We start from the raw sequence: 15,922 nt of genomic DNA on the forward strand, positions 1-15,922 counted from the left end.
ACTGGCCATTGTTCGGTTCCCTGCAAGCGATGTCGCGATGCAAGACATACGAACGCCGGCCCGCGCGGGATGCACCGCGCGCCTTGGGCCCGACCGCTAACGCCGCGCCGAGAGCATGGTGCCGCGGCACGCGTCGGCCAGACATCGGCAGGCGTACATGCGTTTGAGCGCGGCGGTGCGGCGGCCATCGACGGTGAGACAGTAATCGATGAACAACTCCTGACCTTTCACGATCGGCTGAATCGCGCGGATGAACACGCGCTCGCCGTCCTGCTCCGCTTCGCAGTTCGGCGCGCAACTGTGATTGAGCCAGCGCGCCGAGTTGCCGCCGTGCGCGCCGTCGATCACGCTGCCATCGTCGAGACCGAACAGGAAGGTGTGGCCTTCCTCCGCGTTCGAGCGTGCATGCGCGCGCTGCGCCTGTTGCCATGTGAGCCGCCGTCCCTTGTATTCGAGCAGCAAGGCGCCGACGGGCAGATCGGCGAGCGCGAAGACTCCCCGGCCATGAACGGGCGAAGTCCGAACGGTGATTCGACGCATGATGTGACGGTCCGCAAAAAATAGAGAAGTGTCGGGGCCAGCGTTTGAGCCCGGACGCGGCGATGGTTATGATGATGCCGTCATAAATCGCTGTCACGTCCCATGCCTGTAGTGTCAACCCGCATTCGCAAGAAACGCAAGCCGCCGCGCGGCACGCTGGCGCGCTATCGTAACCGGATCGTCGAGGTGTTGGGAGAGGCGCGCGGACGGCGCGTGATGATCCGCTCGATCCATGATGACGGCATCGAGCGGAAGACGGCGGTGAAGTGGGAAAACCTCTTGCCGCTGGAGATGGAACTGTTCTGAAACTTACGCCAGCGCCGACACAGCCGACACCGCCGCGCGCAACGCGAGCAGATAGCTGTCAACGCCGAAGCCGCAAATCTGCCCCTTCACCACTTCCGCGAACACCGAGTGATGCCGGAACGCCTCGCGTGCGTGGATGTTCGACATATGCACTTCGACGATGGGCACGGTGAGAATGGCGAGCGCATCGCGGATGCCGTAGCTGTAGTGCGTCCACGCGCCCGCGTTGATGAGCACGGCATCCACGCCGTCCTCGAATGCACGATGGATGCGCTCGCACATCGCGCCTTCGTGGTTGGTCTGGAAGCTGTCCACTTCGACGTTCAGTTCGCGGCCGAGCGTCTTGAGTTTTTCGTCGATCTCGGCCAGCGTGACGGTGCCGTATTGAACCGGATCGCGCTTGCCGAACATGTCGTGGTTGACGCCGTGAAGCATGAGGATGTTCATGTCTTTCTCTCTCTTTCTCAGATAGTGGATTCAGTCGTTCGGCAGTTCAACGACCGTTCCCTGCATTGCCGCTTCAACGATTGCTTCCGTGATGCGCAGGTTCCGAAGACCATCGCGCACCGTGACCAGCGGCGCGACTTCACCGCGCGCGACGGCGCCGAAGTGCATCATCTGCAGCGCGATGGGATCTTCGCGCACCATGCCGACCGTGCCGGTTTCGAATGGCTTCCACCATGAGCGGTCTTCATCGCGCGCATAGGTTTTCAGGCGCATGGTCGGGATGGAGAGACTGCCGCGCGTGCCCGCGATGTGATAGCAGTCTTCGTCGTCGTAAGTCGGATAGGCCTTGTTCTCTTGCGATGTCTGTTCCCAACTGCGCGCGCTTGCGGCGGTGTCGGACAGCAGAAAAGTGCCGAGCGCGCCATTCTCGAAACGAAGGTTGATCGCGACCGTATCCTCCACGGCGAATCCGCGCGTGACGCTCGACTTGAACGCCTGCACGGCGACGATCTCGCCGCACAGCATGCGCAGGTTGTGGACCTCGTGAATCATGTTCAAGAGGATCGGACCCGCGCCGGGTTCGCGACGCCACGGGGCATCGGCGAAATAATGATCGGGCTTGAGGAACAGCGCGGTGCCTGTCACTGCGGTCAAGCGCCCGAGCGCGCCGGATTCCACGACCTGACGCGCTTTCGCCATGATCGGACTGTGCGCGCGATGATGACCGATGAGGATCGGCACGCCTGCATCGTCGGCAGCGCGGACCAGCACTTCGGCTTCCGCGACGGTCGGCGCGACGGGTTTTTCGAGCAGCATCGGCACGCGGGCGTCGAGCGCCTGCATCGCGTGCGGCACGTGCAATTGGTTCGGCGTCGCCAGCACGATGCCATCGGGCTTGTCCTTGTCGAAGAGCGCATCGAGCGTCGCGTAGAGCGGCACGTTTTCGCGTTCGGCCAGCGCCTTCGCCGCCGGTGACGGGTCCACGATAGCGGCAAGCACGTTCTTCTCGCTGCCGATGATCGCTTGTATATGCGCCTGTCCGATATACCCGGCTCCTGCTACCGCGATGCGAGTCTCGTTCATCACTTGTCTCCTTTTGAAGCTGAGAGCTTAAAGTCAACCGATGCGCCTACAATGCGTGCATCGTTCACTTCACTCCTTCCAGATCGTGAATAATGACTGGGATTTGATCGACCTGCGCGTGTTCTGCCAGGTCGCGCGGCGGTCGAGCTTCGTCGCGGCGGCAACCGAACTCGGTATCTCGCCAGCGTACGTTAGCAAGCGCGTCGCCGATCTGGAGCGCTCGCTGGGCGTCACGCTGTTTCATCGCACCACGCGGCGCGTGCGCATCAGCGATGCGGGCGAGGCGGCGTATGCGTGGGCGCGCAAGGTGCTCGAAGCGGTGGACGGACTCAACGACAGCGTCGCGCACACGGACTCAGGGCTGGCCGGGCCGCTGCGCATCAGCACGAGTCTGCGGCTCGGCCGCAACCATCTTTCGCCGATTCTCGCGGAGTTGCATCGCGCGCATCCGGAACTTGAGATATGGCTGGAGTTGATGGACCGCCGCGTCGATCTGCTCGCCGAAGGCTTCGATATCGATATCCGCATGGGCGAAGTGTCCGAGCCACATCTCGTCTCCCATCTGGTGACGGAAAACGCGCGCGTGCTGTGCGCCGCGCCGGATTATCTGAAACGGCGCGGCATGCCGAAAACCGTCGCGGAACTGGCCAGTCACGATTGTCTGCTGTATCGCGAGCGGCATCAGACGTTCGGATCGTGGCGGCTGCAAGGGCCGCACGGCGATGAGACCGTGAAAGTCACCGGGCCGGTCGGCTCGAATCACAGCGATATCGTTTGCAACTGGGCGCTGGACGGGCACGGCATCATTTTGCTGGCAAGCTGGGATGTCGCTCACGCGCTCAAATCAGGCAGGCTTCAGCGTGTGTTGCCTGACTATCGGCAGGAAGCGAACGTATGGGCGGTGACGGCGGCGCGCCTGCAGACATCGCCGAGACTGCGGGCATGCACGCAATTCATCATGAAGCGCCTACGCCGAGGTCCGAACGCGCTCGATACCTCCATTCGATGACACGCCCTATGCCGCGATCACGGCCGCGGCGTTAAAATCCTACAAATCATCAAAAGAACTAAGCTTGTCAGCGCGATCCCGGCACGGGAGGAGAAGCCGTTTTGAACCTGTTTGAAGCCAGCGCGAACCGGCGCAACCTGACGACCACATGGGTGGACCGGCATTCGGTCTGGGTTGCCGTGGCCGCTACGTGCGCGAGCGTCGTGATCCTGATCACGACCGTGCTGGTGCTGGCTGCCGGGCGCAACGACGCCATCACGCGCGCGCGTCACACGTCCGCGAACGTGGCCTCGGCGCTGGCGCGCGACATGGCGCGCAACCTCGAAATCTACGATCTCTCGCTTCAGGCCGTGGTCGATGGCATGACCGACCCGGACATCCTGAGCCTGCCGCCCGAGATACGGCATCAGGTGCTGTTCGACCGTTCGACGACCGCCGCGTACATCAGCGGCATCTACGCGCTCGACGAACACGGCCGCGTCGTGCAGGGCCGCGCGCGGCAACTCCCGACTACGGACCTGGGCGACCGCGATTACTTCACCGTGCATCGCGATCGCGCGGATGCCGGGCTGTTCATTTCGCGGCCGTATCTTTCGCGGCTGCGCAGCGACACGCCGTCGATCGCGCTCAGCCGGCGCATCTTCAAACCCGACGGCAGTTTCGGCGGCGTCGCGTTGATCGCGATCAATCTCGGCTATTTCCAGCAACTCGTCGATGACATCCATCTCGGTCATCACGGCTCGGCGACCATTTTGCAGACCGATGGTTTCGTCGTCGCCCGCAATCCGAAGACGGCCGTGCAGGAACCCGCCGTCGTGAAGAACTGGTCGAGCTTTTCGCCGATGCTGAAAACCGACAGCGGCTCTTACGATGCCACTTCGCCCATCGATAACGTCGAGAAAATCGTCACGTTCTCGCATGTGCGCGGCAGCAATCTGATCGTCGTGGTCGCGCCCGCCATCGACGATGTGACGGCGGAATGGAAGCATCGCTCGCTCATCATCGGCACGCTGGTGATCGTGGTGGCGGGCGCGTTCACGCTCGTCGTATGGCTGCTCGTATTCGCCGTGCGTCAGCGCGATGCCGCGCAGGCCAAGCTCGTCGAAATCGCGGACACGGACGGCCTCACGGGCGTGGCGAACCGGCGCAGGCTGGATGCCGCGCTCGAAGAATCATGGGCGTTGTGCGCGCGTTCGGGCGTTCATATCGCGCTGTTGTTCGTGGATGCCGATCACTTCAAGGCCTTCAACGATACCCACGGCCACGAAACCGGCGACCGCGCGTTGCGCTGGATCGCGCAATGTCTGCGACGGCACGCGCGGCGGCGCGCCGATCTGGTCGCGCGTTACGGCGGCGAAGAGTTCGTCGTCGTGCTGCCCGATTCCACCACCACGCACGCGGCGGAAGTCGCCGAAGCCATTCGCGCCGAAGTCGCCGCGACCGGCGCGATCAACACGCGGCCCGCGTTGCCGCCGATCACGGTGAGCATCGGTCTGGTCGTGTGCCGTCCGGCCGATGGCGCGGAACTCGACGACATGATGCGTCTGGCCGACAAGGCGCTGTACCGGTCGAAGTCGGAAGGGCGCAACCGCGTGACGGCGGCATCGCTCGAAGCGCCGCAACGCAGCCGCGCCGACGTGGCGACCTGAATCAGGCCTTCGCGGCGCCGATCTTGTCCAGTTCCGCGAGCATATCGTCCGGCAATTCCAGATTCACGCTCTCGATGTTCTGCTTCAGATGCGCCACCGATGACGTGCCCGGAATCAGCAGAATATTCGGCGAACGCTGCAACAGCCACGCGAGCGCCACTTGCATGGGCGTCGCGTTCAAGGTCTGCGCGGCGTGGTTCAGCGAATCGGCCTGCAAGGGCGTGAAGCCGCCGAGCGGAAAGTACGGCACATAGGCAACGTTCGCCTTCGCCAGTTCGTCGATCAGCGCATCGTCATTGCGGTTCGCGAGGTTGTACAGGTTCTGCACGCACACGATTTCGACGATGCTTCGCGCCTGCTCGATCTGCTTGCGCGTCGCGCTGCTGATGCCGACGTGCCGCACCAGCCCTTTGCGCTGCAACTCGGCGAGCGCCGTGATCTGTTCCTCGATATCGCCTTCGGTCGGCTTGGACACATCGAACATGAGGCGCATGTTGACCACATCGAGCACCTCCAGCCCGAGATTACGCAGATTGTCGTGCACCGCGCGTTCCAGTTCGGCAGGCTTGTTCGCCACGTTCCACGAGCCGTCGTCGCCGCGTATCGCGCCGATCTTGGTGACGATGGTCAGCGAATCGGAATAGGGATGCAGCGCCTCGCGGATGATCTGATTCGTCACGTGCGGACCGTAGAAATCGCTCGTATCGATATGATCGATGCCGCTTTCCACGGCAGTGCGAAGCACGTTGATCGCCTCCGCGCGATCCTTCGGCGGCCCGAGCACATGCGGACCTGCAAGCTGCATGGCGCCGTAACCCATGCGCGTGACGGTGGAATCGCCCAGTGTGTAGGTGCCTGCGCGGGTAACATCGGTCATCGAAACACTCCTTCGGGTGAGATTGCATCGGCTTGATGCGGTTCACCTAGAATACGAATAATCATTCAGATTGTGAATTCGCATATGCGCACGCCGAAGGAGCCCGGGCTGCACGCCCGTAAACAACCGCAGCAGGCGCGTTCGGTGGTGACCGTGGACGCGATCTTCGAGGCGACTATTCAGGTTTTGCTGACGGAAGGCCTGCAACGGCTGACGACCATTCGCGTGGCCGAGAAGGCGGGCGTGTCGGTCGGCACGCTCTATCAGTACTTTCCGCAGAAGCAGGCGCTGCTGTTCGCTGTGTTGCGGCAGCATCTGGAAAAGCTGAGTCAGGCGATGGAGCAAGCCACGGCCTCCGCGCACGGATTGACGCTGGAAGAAATGGTGAAGACGGTCGTGGCTGCTTACGTGAAGGTGAAGACGACGCGCATCGATCAGTCGCGGGCGTTGTATGCGGTCGCCGCCGAACTCGATTCGCGCGGCTTCGTGCGCGAGATCGAAACGCGCAACCGCGCCGCGCTCGAAGCCATGCTGAAGACGGCATCGGATGCGCATTTCGACGATATCGCCACGACGACATTCATGCTGGCGGGCGCGCTGGTCGGCCCGACCAGGTTGCTGCTCGAAGGACTGGCGCCGCCATCCATGCTCAAGCGCCTGCGCGTTCAGCTCGAAGCGTTGTGCCTGAGCTATCTGAAAAGCGAGGCGCGCCCGAAGTCAGCCCGCGAACCAACGCCGGACTGAAACGAACGCGCTGATTCCTATGACCTTCGCGGCGGACGCTCGCCACGGCTCACGGATGCACGCCGCGCGCTTGCGCCGCCGGGTACTTCGTGCGGCTCGCAAACGGTCGAGATCGCGTTCTTGTAGATGGTTTGAATGCCCGTGGGCGACTGCACGGCGATGACGTAATTGTCGTACGCCTCGATAAGTCCCGTGAGCCGGATGCCATTGACGAGAAACACCCACACGGATTTGCGTTCCGCGACCAGTGCATTCAGAAAGTCGGATTGGACATCGGTACTGGTCTGAGTCATGACTATCCTTCTTGTTTTAAATGATGCGAAGTAAGCAAGGCGGGTTATTCGTGCACTTTCGTTCAGTTGACGGAACCCATGGGCACGCCGGTCAGGAGCGCCTTGAGGTCATCCGCATTGAACGGTTTGGCGAGCACCGAAACGCCCAGTCGCCTTGCTTCGGCCAGGTGATCAGCATACCCCGTCATCAGCGTGATTGCCTGCCGGGGGCGCTGCTTGCGAATCCATTCTGCCAGCCCGATGCCGTCGATGGTACCGGGCATTTGGATGTCCGAAAGTACTAAGTCGAACTCGCCGCCCTGTTCCAGCACGGCGAGCGCGGCATCGCCCGTGGCTTCATGTCGCGCCTGCCAGCCGAGCACGTCGAGCACGGCGACCAGACCGGCCGCGACTTCCTCATTGTCCTCGACCAGAAGCACCGTGGCGTCATCTTTACGAATTGTTTCGACCGTTTTCAGATTTTCCGGCATGGGCGGCGCTTCACCGGTCCAGCGCGGAAGATAAAGAAACACGGTCGTGCCACGGCCTTCGCGCGATTCGAGCCGCGCCGAGCCGCCCGCCTGTTCCGCGGTGGCGAGCACTTGCGCAAGACCCAGACCCGTCCCCGCGCCTGCGGGCTTGGTCGTGTAAAGCGCTTCGAAAGCGTGACGCGCCACTTCCTCACTCATACCGGCGCCGGTGTCCGTGCATTCCAACGTCACGTAATCGCCCGGCTCCATGCCGTAATGCCGCGAGTTGAAATACGCGTTCTGGAAACGGACATGAAACTCGCCGCCGTGGGGCATGGCATCCCTTGCATTCACCGCGATGTTCACCAGCGCCGAAGTCAACTCCACCGGATCGACCTTCACCGGCCAGAGCGGCGTGAGCGCATAGGCGTTCAGTTCGATCTTTGCGCCGAGCGCCGAACCGATGAGCGGCTCCGTCTGCTCCAGCCATCGATCCAGTTGCACGACCTGCTGCTGCAACGGCTGCTTGCGCGCGACGCTCATCAACCGGCGCGCCAGCACGCGCGCGTTGATCGACGCACGCTCGACCGCGTTCACCTCGTTCTTTACATCACAGTAGTTCTTGCGACGCACGATTTCCATGTTCGCGGTGACCACCATCAGCAAATTGTTGAAGTCGTGCGCGACGCTCGCGACCAGATTGCCGAGCGCGCCCATGCGTTGCAGATGACGCGCGGCTTCTTCCGCGCGCTGGCGGCTCGCGGATTCGCGCCGCCAGTTGAGCCACGCGGCTTCTTCCGCCGACAGACGCCTGAGCGAAAACAGAATCAGGAAGCACAGACACACGCACGGCGCGAGCGCCACGGCTACCACGGGCACATCCTGACGCAGCCACGTGCGCATGACATCCGACATGGCGTAGCCCGCCGATACGTACACCGGATAATCGCCCGCTTGCCGATACGCCATCATGCTCTTGCCGCCATCCATCGGCGACACCACGCGCATGAAGCCGCTCCCGCCCGGCTGCACGAACGCGCCCGCCAGCGCCACGTGACGCATCGGCGGATGCGCGATGCGCGGCGCGGGCACGCGCGCGAGAATGCCGCCGTCCTGCCGGTACAGGCCGAGCGTCAGGCCGGGATTGCGCGCGTGAAGCTCCTCGAAGAACGAGAGCAGGGCGGCGCGCTTGAGCGACACGATCACCGCGCCGATGAAGCGGCCATCGGCATCCGTGCGCGTGAAAAGCTCGTTGACGATATCCGTGCCGTTGAGCTTGCCGCGTTCGGGCATCGATACGTGCAGGAGGGATTTGCTGGCGCGCGTGTTGAGGAAGTCGTCGCGGTCGCCAATGGAGATGGCTGGCACCGGCGCAATCCGGCTCGTGACCAGCACGTCGCCGTCGCGGCCCACGATCGACAGCGCCGACACATACGGCTGATCCGAAACGAGCGAGCCGAATTTTTCATGCAGGGGGGTTTCATCGCGCCGCACGTGGGTTTCGTCATGCTCGCCGACGATCTCCACCACGCGTTCCACGAGTTCGCGGTTCGAATCGAGCACCTGTTCGATCTTGCTTTCCGCGATCCACGCGAGCCGTTCGAGCGTGCTCTGTTTTTCGGCGATGACGCGCTCGAACGTGACATGCGCATACGCCGCTGCACCGATCAGGGGAACCGCGATGGACAGCACCAGCGCGAGCAACAGCCGCCGCCGCGCCGCGCGGAAGTCGTGCCGGGGCGCAATGTATTCGTGACTGGTTTCGGACGCCGGATGCTCGGAGGTCATCGGCTGTCTCTTCGTCGACGTGCGTGTGGGCAAGCTGCCGCGCGCGTCGATGACGCGGTCGAACGACCCATATAGAAATCCTCGGAATTGCAACCGGCGTTCGCGGTGTGCGTGCGCACGGCTTTTCTCTCGTCTCTTCGGCGCGGCTCGAAGCCTGACGCCGTATTTGTATTTTTATCTTAGCAAAGCGCATTCCCTTTTGTGATGGCGATCCATTCGCACGAGTTTGCAATTGCCACACGCGAGGATTGCATTTCGCGCATATTTTGCAAGCAATGTGGGCGGACGCTCATTATTTGCAAGGTTGCCGTGACGTGCATGTGCCATCGCACGCTTAGGTCGTTAGACTAGGAAACTTAAACAGATGCATACAATCTGCGTTTGAATCGAAGTACTGAGAGACTTTTAAAGAACAGTGGCCTGTGGGAAACGGGTCCGGGGAAAACATGGGCTACGCTAAAAATGCTTTGACGCATCTTTCCGATGCGCTTTTCATTCTGCTCGTTCGTTCCATTGTGATCGTGAGTGTGCCGTTGCTGGCGCTTCGCGACACGTCCTTTTACGCGCGACGATAACCGGTGCATGCATCGACGGTGGCCGGCATCGATGTCGGCGGCACGAACAAGGGCTTTCACTTCGTGATCCTGCGCGGGCGCGAGATGCTTGACATCGGCGTGACTAAAGATGCGCATGCGTTGCATCGGGCGTGTCTTGCATTCGATGTCGATGTCGCCGCCATCGATGCACCGAGCCAATGGGCCGTCGAACGTGCGGGACGAAGCGCCGAGCGTGAACTCGCGCGCGAGCGTATCTCGTGCTTTGCGACGCCGACCGAGGCGCGTGCTCGTGAGAATGTGAGCGGTTTCTATGAATGGATGTTCAATGGCGCGCGCTTGTATGAGGCGTTTGCGACGACGCATCCTGTCTTGCGGACGCCGGAATATTGCGGTGGGCGCGCGGTCATTGAGACGTTTCCGCATGCGATTACTTGCGCGTTGCGTGGGGGTGAGTTGGTTTCGGCGAAGCTCAAGCGTGTGCAGCGGCGGGAGCTTGTTGAGGGGTTTTTGACTGACGTTTCAGGTCTCAAATCGATCGATGCGCTTGATGCCGCGCTTTGTGCGCTGACGGCGCAATGGCTTATCGAAGGTAAGACGCGGGCTTATGGCGATGTTGCGGATGGGTTTATTTTTGTGCCCGCGGGTGGGGTGAAATGATGCGCCCTGGTTGTTGGCTTGATTTTGTAGTTCTGTCGTGCAAAGGGCTGCTGTTGTTTGTTGTGTTTATTCAGTAGCCGCCTCCCCGGCGGGGGGGTAACTTTCTTTGCTGCTGCAAAGAAAGTCACCAAAGAAAGCAGCTTTTTACCCCATGCACGCTGGCTGGAGAGGGTTGGTCTGGATTAATGGATGCAGTGGCCGCAATAGGACTTGCCACGCATAACAAGCGCTTAGGCAACCTAGCGATTACGCGCTCGAATCCTTTTGTCTTAGTGGACCGCATTCATTCATTCGGCCATGCGCTTCGCGCGCCGAGAGCTTTAGAACGGAATCCCGCAGTCTATCAGCGCCCAGCCACATCACGCTTCCCCGCAAGATTGCTATTTGGCCCTACCTTGGTTAGTGCTCCGACTAAAAGGTGGCTTGCGTTGATGTGTGTGCTTTGCTCAGAAGCGCTCACCAAGGTAGGGCCAAATAACGACATAGCGGTGACATGTGAAGTGGCTGGGCGCTCATACGCTGCGGGATTCCGTTCTAAAGCTCTCGGCGCGCGCAGCGCATGGCCGAATGAATGAATGCGGTCCACTAAGACTTAACGATTCGAGCGCGAAATCGCGAGGTTGCCCACGTGCTAAACCAACCAAGGAAAGTCCTATTGTGGCCACTGCATCGTTAATCCAGACCACCCTTTCCAGCCAGCGTGCATGGGGGTAAAAGCTGCTTTCTTTGGTGACTTTCTTTGCAGCAGCAAAGAAAGTTATCCCCCCGCCGGGGAGGCGGCTACTGCAATAAAAGCCCAAACAAGAGAAGCCCCTTGCACGACATGCAGACCCCACCCTTCAATCAAACTCGCCGCGTGGCTGACACAAATCGAAAACGTCGAATGTCACGCGCCGATTGCTTCAACCCGTTCCCAATGCGCCGTGTCGGCCTTATCGGTAATGCGAACCTTCGCAAGCATCGGCACATAGCCGCGCAGCTTGGTTTCGCTGACCGCGCGTATCTCGGACGGAAACGTCTCTTGCGTCACACGCGTGCCGTCGTGGAATTCGAGCGTATAGCCATCGATCGGACCATAACGGCCTTTCGGCATCGGTTCTATGTAGACGTTTTGCATTTCATTTTCTCCAGGGTGTTGTGAAGTCGCGATGCCGTTGCGTCGGCTCTTGTATAAGAGCGTATCGAACTCACCGCGCGTCGTAGTGAAGAAACTTGCTTTATATAAGCGATGCGAAACAAGGAGTTACGAAGCAAATATCACGATGAGAAACGCGCTTGCCCGATACGCAAGCGGATTGTGGTGCCACGCAGCATGAAGTTTCGGTGGCTGGGGATGCGTTTCGTATCGTGAAAAATGGCACGTTCTCGTTACGGAAGATACTGCTCGACATAACGAGCTATGACGTGACCGAAAGCGGGAAGTCGTCCTTCTTGATCAGGGCTTCTGAAGGCATCGCGCAGTGCGGCGAGTTCTTCGTCCGTCGCCGTTGAAAGGAAGTCGACGCCGAGGGTCTGTGTTAGGACTTCGGATCTTTTTGCGCTTAACGCTGAATTATCCAGAGACAACAGTTCGATCATATAAGCCGCGCGTTCGTCCGATGGGTTCATCGGGACGACCGCACCTTGCTCCGTGAACAAGAAACGCCGCTCGCAAGAATCATCCTGCGGATCGATGATCAGGCTTTCCTCGAAAGCATTCTGTTTTGCGTGACCGCAATGAAGTGGCAATCCCGGTTTCGCTTCTCGCATGCATGAAGCGTGCAAATTGCGGAAGTCCAGTTGACGGTCTTTAAACGCATGCTGCGGGCGAAAGTGTTCGATGTGACTATCGCCGAGTTCGATTGAACGGCCGCAATAGCAGCACACCCAGCCCTGTTCTTTCAACAAGCTCTGGTGAAGGTCCTGTTTCTCGGGATTGCGCAGTTCGGCGTAACTCGGTTCCCAGTCTGCGTTTGCTGCTTCCTTCCATCGTTTGAACGAATCGGGTGATGCTCCTTTTACGATGTGCTTCATCGACCGAGAACCTCTTTACGCTTGATCAGGGCTTCGGCGCCTGCCAGTTCCGGAATGCCCGGCGCTTGCAAGGCCAGCTTGGCGAGGCGTTCGCGCGCATCGGCCAGATTGTTTCGTTCGATGGAGGCGAACAACGCCGTCAGTGATTCCGTGACTTCAGTCGGACGGGGTTCGGCATCCATGATCTGCTCGAGGATGCGCGTTGAATCCAAGCCATAGCTGGTCGAAGGATGGTTCGCGCTATCGTTCTGCAGCAGGATGATCTCTTCAGGCTTTAATTCGCTGAGCACTTGAGGCGAGTGGCTTGCTGCGATGAACTGCACGTTTGGAAATGCTGCGGGCAGACCTTTCACCAACAGGCGTTGCCACTTTGGATGCAGATGAATATCCAGTTCGTCGATGAGCACGATGCCCGGCGTGTCGCGCGCGACGTTCACGCCAAGTTGCGGGTTGAGCAGGCACATGCGGCGGGCGATATCAGCCACGAGCGCGATCGCGACGCGCTGCCCGTCGCTCAGGTTTTGGAACGCGACTGGCGGCCTGCCGTCAACCCAGTCAACCATCAGGCTTTTTTGGATGAAGTCGTAGCGGATGGCTTTGGCGTTTTCTATAACGTTGCTCAAGGCCATGTTGGTTACAGCAAGATCGTCATCATCGACTGCTTCGAAATCGACTACTCGCTCGTTTGCCAACTGCAGGCGTTCCAGCGATTTCGTGATGACCCACTGTTGCAAAGCCGGCGAGCTTGCTGATGCGTCCCACCAATTTTCGTATCCGGCGGTCCTCGACTCTTGATGCGTCGCTGCAGTTGTCTCCTGCAACTTGAACGTAGCCCATTGCCGGTAAGCCGGGAAGTAAGCAAGCATTGGAAGTGCGAGTACTTCCTTCGCAGCCGCCTGTCGAGAATTCGACATCTGCATTTCGCCGTTCAGGGGAGAAGGGTGGATGCCGAGCGTTATCGGATAGGCTGTTTCGCCGGTTTTCTCGTGCGTCCAATCAAAAAGAACTCCTCCTGCCTCAGCAGTCATGCTTATTTTCACCGGATACACACGCTCGAAGCGATATCGTGAATTCGACACTGCGGCTTGAATTCGAACCATCTCGAGCTCGTGCAGTGCCAATGGATTTGCGCCAACCGAGAGAGTATAGGAGAGGAGCCCATCCCGAATCGCCTTCAACAAAGACGTCTTCCCACTCCCATTCACCCCCGCAATCACATTAAACCCAGGCTGAAACTCAACCTTAAATTCCTTATAACAGCGGTAATTCTGGAGTTCGATGGAAAGCAGTCTCATGTCGGAAATCCCTGTGTGGGCAATGCCCGTTGGAGCGTGAATGCATTGGTACGATTCTAAACCAGCGTGGACGTCTCTCGATGCCCCGCCTATCCTGCGTCCGCCTTTCGCCGCTTCAACAAATACGTATCCATAATCCACCCATTCCTGTCCCTCGCTTCCGCCCGCACCCGCTCGATTTCATCGGCCACGTCTTCCAGCTTCCCCGCGACCAGAATCTCATCAGGCGTCCCGACGTACGCGCCCCAGTAGATATCGACCTCTTCCCCGATAACCTGGCGATACGCGTTCTGCGCATCCAGCATCACCACAACGCTATCCACATCCGCGGGAAATCCCTCCGCAATCCCGCGCCCGTTCGTAATCTGCACCGGCCGCCCGATCGCATTCAGCGCGATGCGATGCTTCGCCGCCAGCGCCTGCACACTGCTGATGCCCGGAATCACCTCATAGTCGAATGCATGCCGCCCGCTTTGCGCAATGCTTTCGACGATACGCATCGTGCTGTCATACAACGAAGGATCGCCCCACACGAGAAACGCGCCGCATTCGCCATCGGCGAGTTCATCGGCGATCAGATGTTCGAAGACCTGCTGCTTGTCGCGGTTCAACTGCTCGACGGCGGCACGGTACGCGCCTTCACGTTGACGCTCGGGGCTCGTCGCCTCGACCACGCGATAGTCGCGCTGCGTCACATATCGCTCGATGATTTCGCGCCGCAATTCGACGAGCTTCGCCTTCGCTTCGCCCTTGTCCATCACGAAGAACACATCGACTTCGTTGAGCGCGCGCACGGCCTGCATGGTGAGATAGTCGGGATCGCCCGCCCCGATGCCGATGATGAGGATTCGCTTCATGACGCGTTCCGGTTTCGTCGAAAGATGCAAACGCGCAGTCTAACCGTATCGGCGAAATACGCGCGGACGCGTCCTCATTCTTCTCTCATTCTTGCCGCGCAGAATGCTTCCATCGACGAAGCAATCAACCGGGAGCAGGAAATGAAGCTGATCAGAAACGCGATGGTGGCCGTGGCATTGAGCGCAACGCTGGTGACGGCGGCGCAGGCGCATCCGTTCATTGGAGTGGGAATCGTGGGTGGTCCGGTGTTTCCGGTGGCATCGGCCAATATGAGCGCGCCGCCGTTGCCGGTCTATACGCGCTCGGCGAGCGGCGGTCCTGCGCCGTTGCCCTCTGATGCACCGCCGGTGACTTACAAGGAACCGGCAGTGGCGAATATCGCATCGATCATGGGGCACGCGAACGCGCTCTGATTACATCGTCTTGATGCGTTCGGCGGAGAATTCCAGCCCGAGCAGTCCGAACAGGAACATGAGCATCGCCAGGCCGAACCAGCTCCAGAAACGTAGATGGATGTCGAACACGCGGAAGGCGACCGTCAACGAATAAAGCGCGACGCCGATCGCACCAAGTGAAAGCAGAAGCACGCCGACATGGAAGACCTGTCGGGACATGCTGGGCGAGGATGTATGTGTCATTGCAATACGCTCAGGCAGTGAACCTGTCACGGCGGAAATGTTCGGAAGGGCGCTTGCCGTGCTCAGGTTCTTGCGATGGTGCATCGAAAATCACGAACTGCATGGCCAGACACACGACGATGCCCAGCAATTGCAGCACGCGTGTCGTCGAGAAAAACGTATTCACGCCGGGCACGACGTATCTGACTTCTCCCACTCGCGCGATGACCCCGGTTGCATAGGTCGATGGCGCAGTCGGCCCGCGCAACGCACGCGGCGATTCGATCAGAAAGCGTGCGAGCAGCAGCGCGCCCACCAAAGCCGCGCCGAGTCGCCAGACGAGCGTGAGCCGACAGCTCGCGCACGTATCCATCGCGCGAAACAAACACGCGTTGACGATTGAGGCTGCCACACCGCAGGCAGCAGTGAACAGCACGGTGATGAGCCAGGACCGTTGTGAAGTCATTCGAGAAACGAAGAAAGCGAGCGATAGGGCGTCGCTCTCGCCATGAAGAGCGACGCATCGTATAGGAAGTGATTCACGCTGCGGTCACAAAGTGTTAATGGCGTTTTTTGCCCACAATCCCCTCCCGAATTTCCCCATCCGATTGATTCGCCCGACGACAACGCACTCTCGCTATGCGCGCTTGATTACCGGTATCCAGTGAATATCATGTTCCCAAGATTCATTCGACCGGCAGGGAAATAAACAGTTAGGAATCCACGGTAATTAGAATACG

18 protein-coding genes are annotated in these 15,922 nt (G+C 60.0%); 6 read left to right on the forward strand and 12 right to left on the reverse strand.

The genetic code is table 11. The annotated features are described in order from the left end of the window. Positions 1-96 precede the first annotated feature (96 nt). Positions 97-540, reverse strand: coding sequence for an SET domain-containing protein (locus ACZCWR_RS27160; RefSeq protein WP_487306110.1), 444 nt, complete (start codon positions 538-540; stop codon positions 97-99). A 102-nt stretch (positions 541-642) separates the two neighbouring features. Here ACZCWR_RS27160 and ACZCWR_RS27165 point away from each other — a divergent pair, with 102 nt between their 5' ends. Beyond that, positions 643-846, forward strand: coding sequence for a hypothetical protein (locus ACZCWR_RS27165; RefSeq protein WP_487306111.1), 204 nt, complete (start codon positions 643-645; stop codon positions 844-846). Between the two features lie 3 nt (positions 847-849). Here the strand turns inward: ACZCWR_RS27165 and aroQ are convergent, their stop codons facing one another. Beyond that, positions 850-1,293 (reverse strand): type II 3-dehydroquinate dehydratase, encoded by a 444-nt coding sequence (gene aroQ / locus ACZCWR_RS27170; RefSeq protein WP_487306112.1) that lies wholly within the window; start codon positions 1,291-1,293, stop codon positions 850-852. A 30-nt stretch (positions 1,294-1,323) separates the two neighbouring features. Beyond that, the gene (locus ACZCWR_RS27175; protein ID WP_487306113.1) at positions 1,324-2,376 is read right to left on the reverse strand and encodes a Gfo/Idh/MocA family protein; all 1,053 of its coding nucleotides are present in this window, start codon (positions 2,374-2,376) and stop codon (positions 1,324-1,326) included. Between the two features lie 55 nt (positions 2,377-2,431). Here ACZCWR_RS27175 and ACZCWR_RS27180 point away from each other — a divergent pair, with 55 nt between their 5' ends. Both ACZCWR_RS27180 and ACZCWR_RS27185 read left to right on the forward strand, forming a co-directional pair. Then, on the forward strand, positions 2,432-3,385 hold the full coding sequence (locus ACZCWR_RS27180) for a LysR substrate-binding domain-containing protein (protein ID WP_487306114.1): 954 nt from the start codon (positions 2,432-2,434) through the stop codon (positions 3,383-3,385). A gap of 101 nt (positions 3,386-3,486) precedes the next feature. After that, on the forward strand, positions 3,487-5,034 hold the full coding sequence (locus ACZCWR_RS27185) for a GGDEF domain-containing protein (RefSeq protein ID WP_487306115.1): 1,548 nt from the start codon (positions 3,487-3,489) through the stop codon (positions 5,032-5,034). Position 5,035: 1 nt separating this feature from the next. Here the strand turns inward: ACZCWR_RS27185 and ACZCWR_RS27190 are convergent, their stop codons facing one another. Continuing rightward, complete coding sequence (locus ACZCWR_RS27190; protein ID WP_487306116.1) at positions 5,036-5,911, reverse strand: aldo/keto reductase family oxidoreductase; 876 nt, start codon at positions 5,909-5,911, stop codon at positions 5,036-5,038. A gap of 84 nt (positions 5,912-5,995) precedes the next feature. On the opposite strand from ACZCWR_RS27190, the gene ACZCWR_RS27195 reads away from it, so the two are divergent. Continuing rightward, positions 5,996-6,655: a TetR/AcrR family transcriptional regulator gene (locus tag ACZCWR_RS27195; RefSeq protein ID WP_487306117.1), complete on the forward strand. Its 660-nt coding sequence runs from the start codon at positions 5,996-5,998 to the stop codon at positions 6,653-6,655. A 17-nt stretch (positions 6,656-6,672) separates the two neighbouring features. On the opposite strand, the gene hfq is transcribed toward ACZCWR_RS27195, so the two are convergent. Both hfq and ACZCWR_RS27205 read right to left on the reverse strand, forming a co-directional pair. Then, a complete protein-coding gene (gene hfq, locus ACZCWR_RS27200) occupies positions 6,673-6,948 on the reverse strand; it encodes an RNA chaperone Hfq (protein WP_487306118.1) in 276 nt (91 codons plus the stop codon). A gap of 62 nt (positions 6,949-7,010) precedes the next feature. Beyond that, positions 7,011-9,185: a hybrid sensor histidine kinase/response regulator gene (locus tag ACZCWR_RS27205; RefSeq protein WP_487306119.1), complete on the reverse strand. Its 2,175-nt coding sequence runs from the start codon at positions 9,183-9,185 to the stop codon at positions 7,011-7,013. 578 nt (positions 9,186-9,763) lie between these two features. Between ACZCWR_RS27205 and ACZCWR_RS27210 the strand changes: the two genes are divergently transcribed. Beyond that, on the forward strand, positions 9,764-10,399 hold the full coding sequence (locus tag ACZCWR_RS27210) for a DUF429 domain-containing protein (RefSeq protein WP_487306120.1): 636 nt from the start codon (positions 9,764-9,766) through the stop codon (positions 10,397-10,399). Between the two features lie 886 nt (positions 10,400-11,285). Here the strand turns inward: ACZCWR_RS27210 and ACZCWR_RS27215 are convergent. From ACZCWR_RS27215 to cobF, 4 genes are all read right to left on the reverse strand, one after another. Continuing rightward, on the reverse strand, positions 11,286-11,516 hold the full coding sequence (locus ACZCWR_RS27215) for a hypothetical protein (protein ID WP_487306121.1): 231 nt from the start codon (positions 11,514-11,516) through the stop codon (positions 11,286-11,288). A gap of 251 nt (positions 11,517-11,767) precedes the next feature. Further along, positions 11,768-12,412, reverse strand: coding sequence for a retron system putative HNH endonuclease (locus tag ACZCWR_RS27220; RefSeq protein ID WP_487306122.1), 645 nt, complete (start codon positions 12,410-12,412; stop codon positions 11,768-11,770). Further along, a complete protein-coding gene (locus tag ACZCWR_RS27225; protein ID WP_487304793.1) occupies positions 12,409-13,707 on the reverse strand; it encodes an AAA family ATPase in 1,299 nt (432 codons plus the stop codon). The genes ACZCWR_RS27220 and ACZCWR_RS27225 overlap by 4 nt, the downstream gene beginning before the upstream one ends. Before the next feature lie 89 nt (positions 13,708-13,796). Continuing rightward, positions 13,797-14,564, reverse strand: a complete 768-nt coding sequence (gene cobF, locus ACZCWR_RS27230; RefSeq protein ID WP_487304794.1) for a precorrin-6A synthase (deacetylating) — start codon at positions 14,562-14,564, stop codon at positions 13,797-13,799. Between the two features lie 141 nt (positions 14,565-14,705). On the opposite strand from cobF, the gene ACZCWR_RS27235 reads away from it, so the two are divergent. Continuing rightward, the gene (locus ACZCWR_RS27235; protein ID WP_487304795.1) at positions 14,706-14,978 is read left to right on the forward strand and encodes a hypothetical protein; all 273 of its coding nucleotides are present in this window, start codon (positions 14,706-14,708) and stop codon (positions 14,976-14,978) included. On the opposite strand, the gene ACZCWR_RS27240 is transcribed toward ACZCWR_RS27235, so the two are convergent. Together ACZCWR_RS27240 and ACZCWR_RS27245 are read right to left on the reverse strand one after the other, a co-directional pair. Continuing rightward, positions 14,979-15,203 (reverse strand): hypothetical protein, encoded by a 225-nt coding sequence (locus ACZCWR_RS27240; RefSeq protein ID WP_487304796.1) that lies wholly within the window; start codon positions 15,201-15,203, stop codon positions 14,979-14,981. Positions 15,204-15,213: 10 nt separating this feature from the next. Beyond that, on the reverse strand, positions 15,214-15,648 hold the full coding sequence (locus ACZCWR_RS27245) for a hypothetical protein (protein WP_487304797.1): 435 nt from the start codon (positions 15,646-15,648) through the stop codon (positions 15,214-15,216). Positions 15,649-15,922 lie beyond the last annotated feature (274 nt).

The sequence above is a fragment of the Caballeronia sp. A2-2 genome, from assembly GCF_057612605.2.

What these genes read in the sequence shown, in the direction of transcription:
- ACZCWR_RS27160 (WP_487306110.1), bottom strand. Translation starts at nt 540, where the DNA reads ATGCGTCGAATCACCGTTCGGACTTCGCCCGTTCATGGCCGGGGAGTC.
- ACZCWR_RS27165 (WP_487306111.1), top strand. Translation starts at nt 643, where the DNA reads ATGCCTGTAGTGTCAACCCGCATTCGCAAGAAACGCAAGCCGCCGCGC.
- aroQ (WP_487306112.1), bottom strand. Translation starts at nt 1,293, where the DNA reads ATGAACATCCTCATGCTTCACGGCGTCAACCACGACATGTTCGGCAAG.
- ACZCWR_RS27175 (WP_487306113.1), bottom strand. Translation starts at nt 2,376, where the DNA reads ATGAACGAGACTCGCATCGCGGTAGCAGGAGCCGGGTATATCGGACAG.
- ACZCWR_RS27190 (WP_487306116.1), bottom strand. Translation starts at nt 5,911, where the DNA reads ATGACCGATGTTACCCGCGCAGGCACCTACACACTGGGCGATTCCACC.
- ACZCWR_RS27195 (WP_487306117.1), top strand. Translation starts at nt 5,996, where the DNA reads ATGCGCACGCCGAAGGAGCCCGGGCTGCACGCCCGTAAACAACCGCAG.
- hfq (WP_487306118.1), bottom strand. Translation starts at nt 6,948, where the DNA reads ATGACTCAGACCAGTACCGATGTCCAATCCGACTTTCTGAATGCACTG.
- ACZCWR_RS27205 (WP_487306119.1), bottom strand. Translation starts at nt 9,185, where the DNA reads ATGACCTCCGAGCATCCGGCGTCCGAAACCAGTCACGAATACATTGCG.
- ACZCWR_RS27215 (WP_487306121.1), bottom strand. Translation starts at nt 11,516, where the DNA reads ATGCAAAACGTCTACATAGAACCGATGCCGAAAGGCCGTTATGGTCCG.
- ACZCWR_RS27220 (WP_487306122.1), bottom strand. Translation starts at nt 12,412, where the DNA reads ATGAAGCACATCGTAAAAGGAGCATCACCCGATTCGTTCAAACGATGG.
- ACZCWR_RS27225 (WP_487304793.1), bottom strand. Translation starts at nt 13,707, where the DNA reads ATGAGACTGCTTTCCATCGAACTCCAGAATTACCGCTGTTATAAGGAA.
- cobF (WP_487304794.1), bottom strand. Translation starts at nt 14,564, where the DNA reads ATGAAGCGAATCCTCATCATCGGCATCGGGGCGGGCGATCCCGACTAT.
- ACZCWR_RS27235 (WP_487304795.1), top strand. Translation starts at nt 14,706, where the DNA reads ATGAAGCTGATCAGAAACGCGATGGTGGCCGTGGCATTGAGCGCAACG.
- ACZCWR_RS27240 (WP_487304796.1), bottom strand. Translation starts at nt 15,203, where the DNA reads ATGACACATACATCCTCGCCCAGCATGTCCCGACAGGTCTTCCATGTC.
- ACZCWR_RS27245 (WP_487304797.1), bottom strand. Translation starts at nt 15,648, where the DNA reads ATGACTTCACAACGGTCCTGGCTCATCACCGTGCTGTTCACTGCTGCC.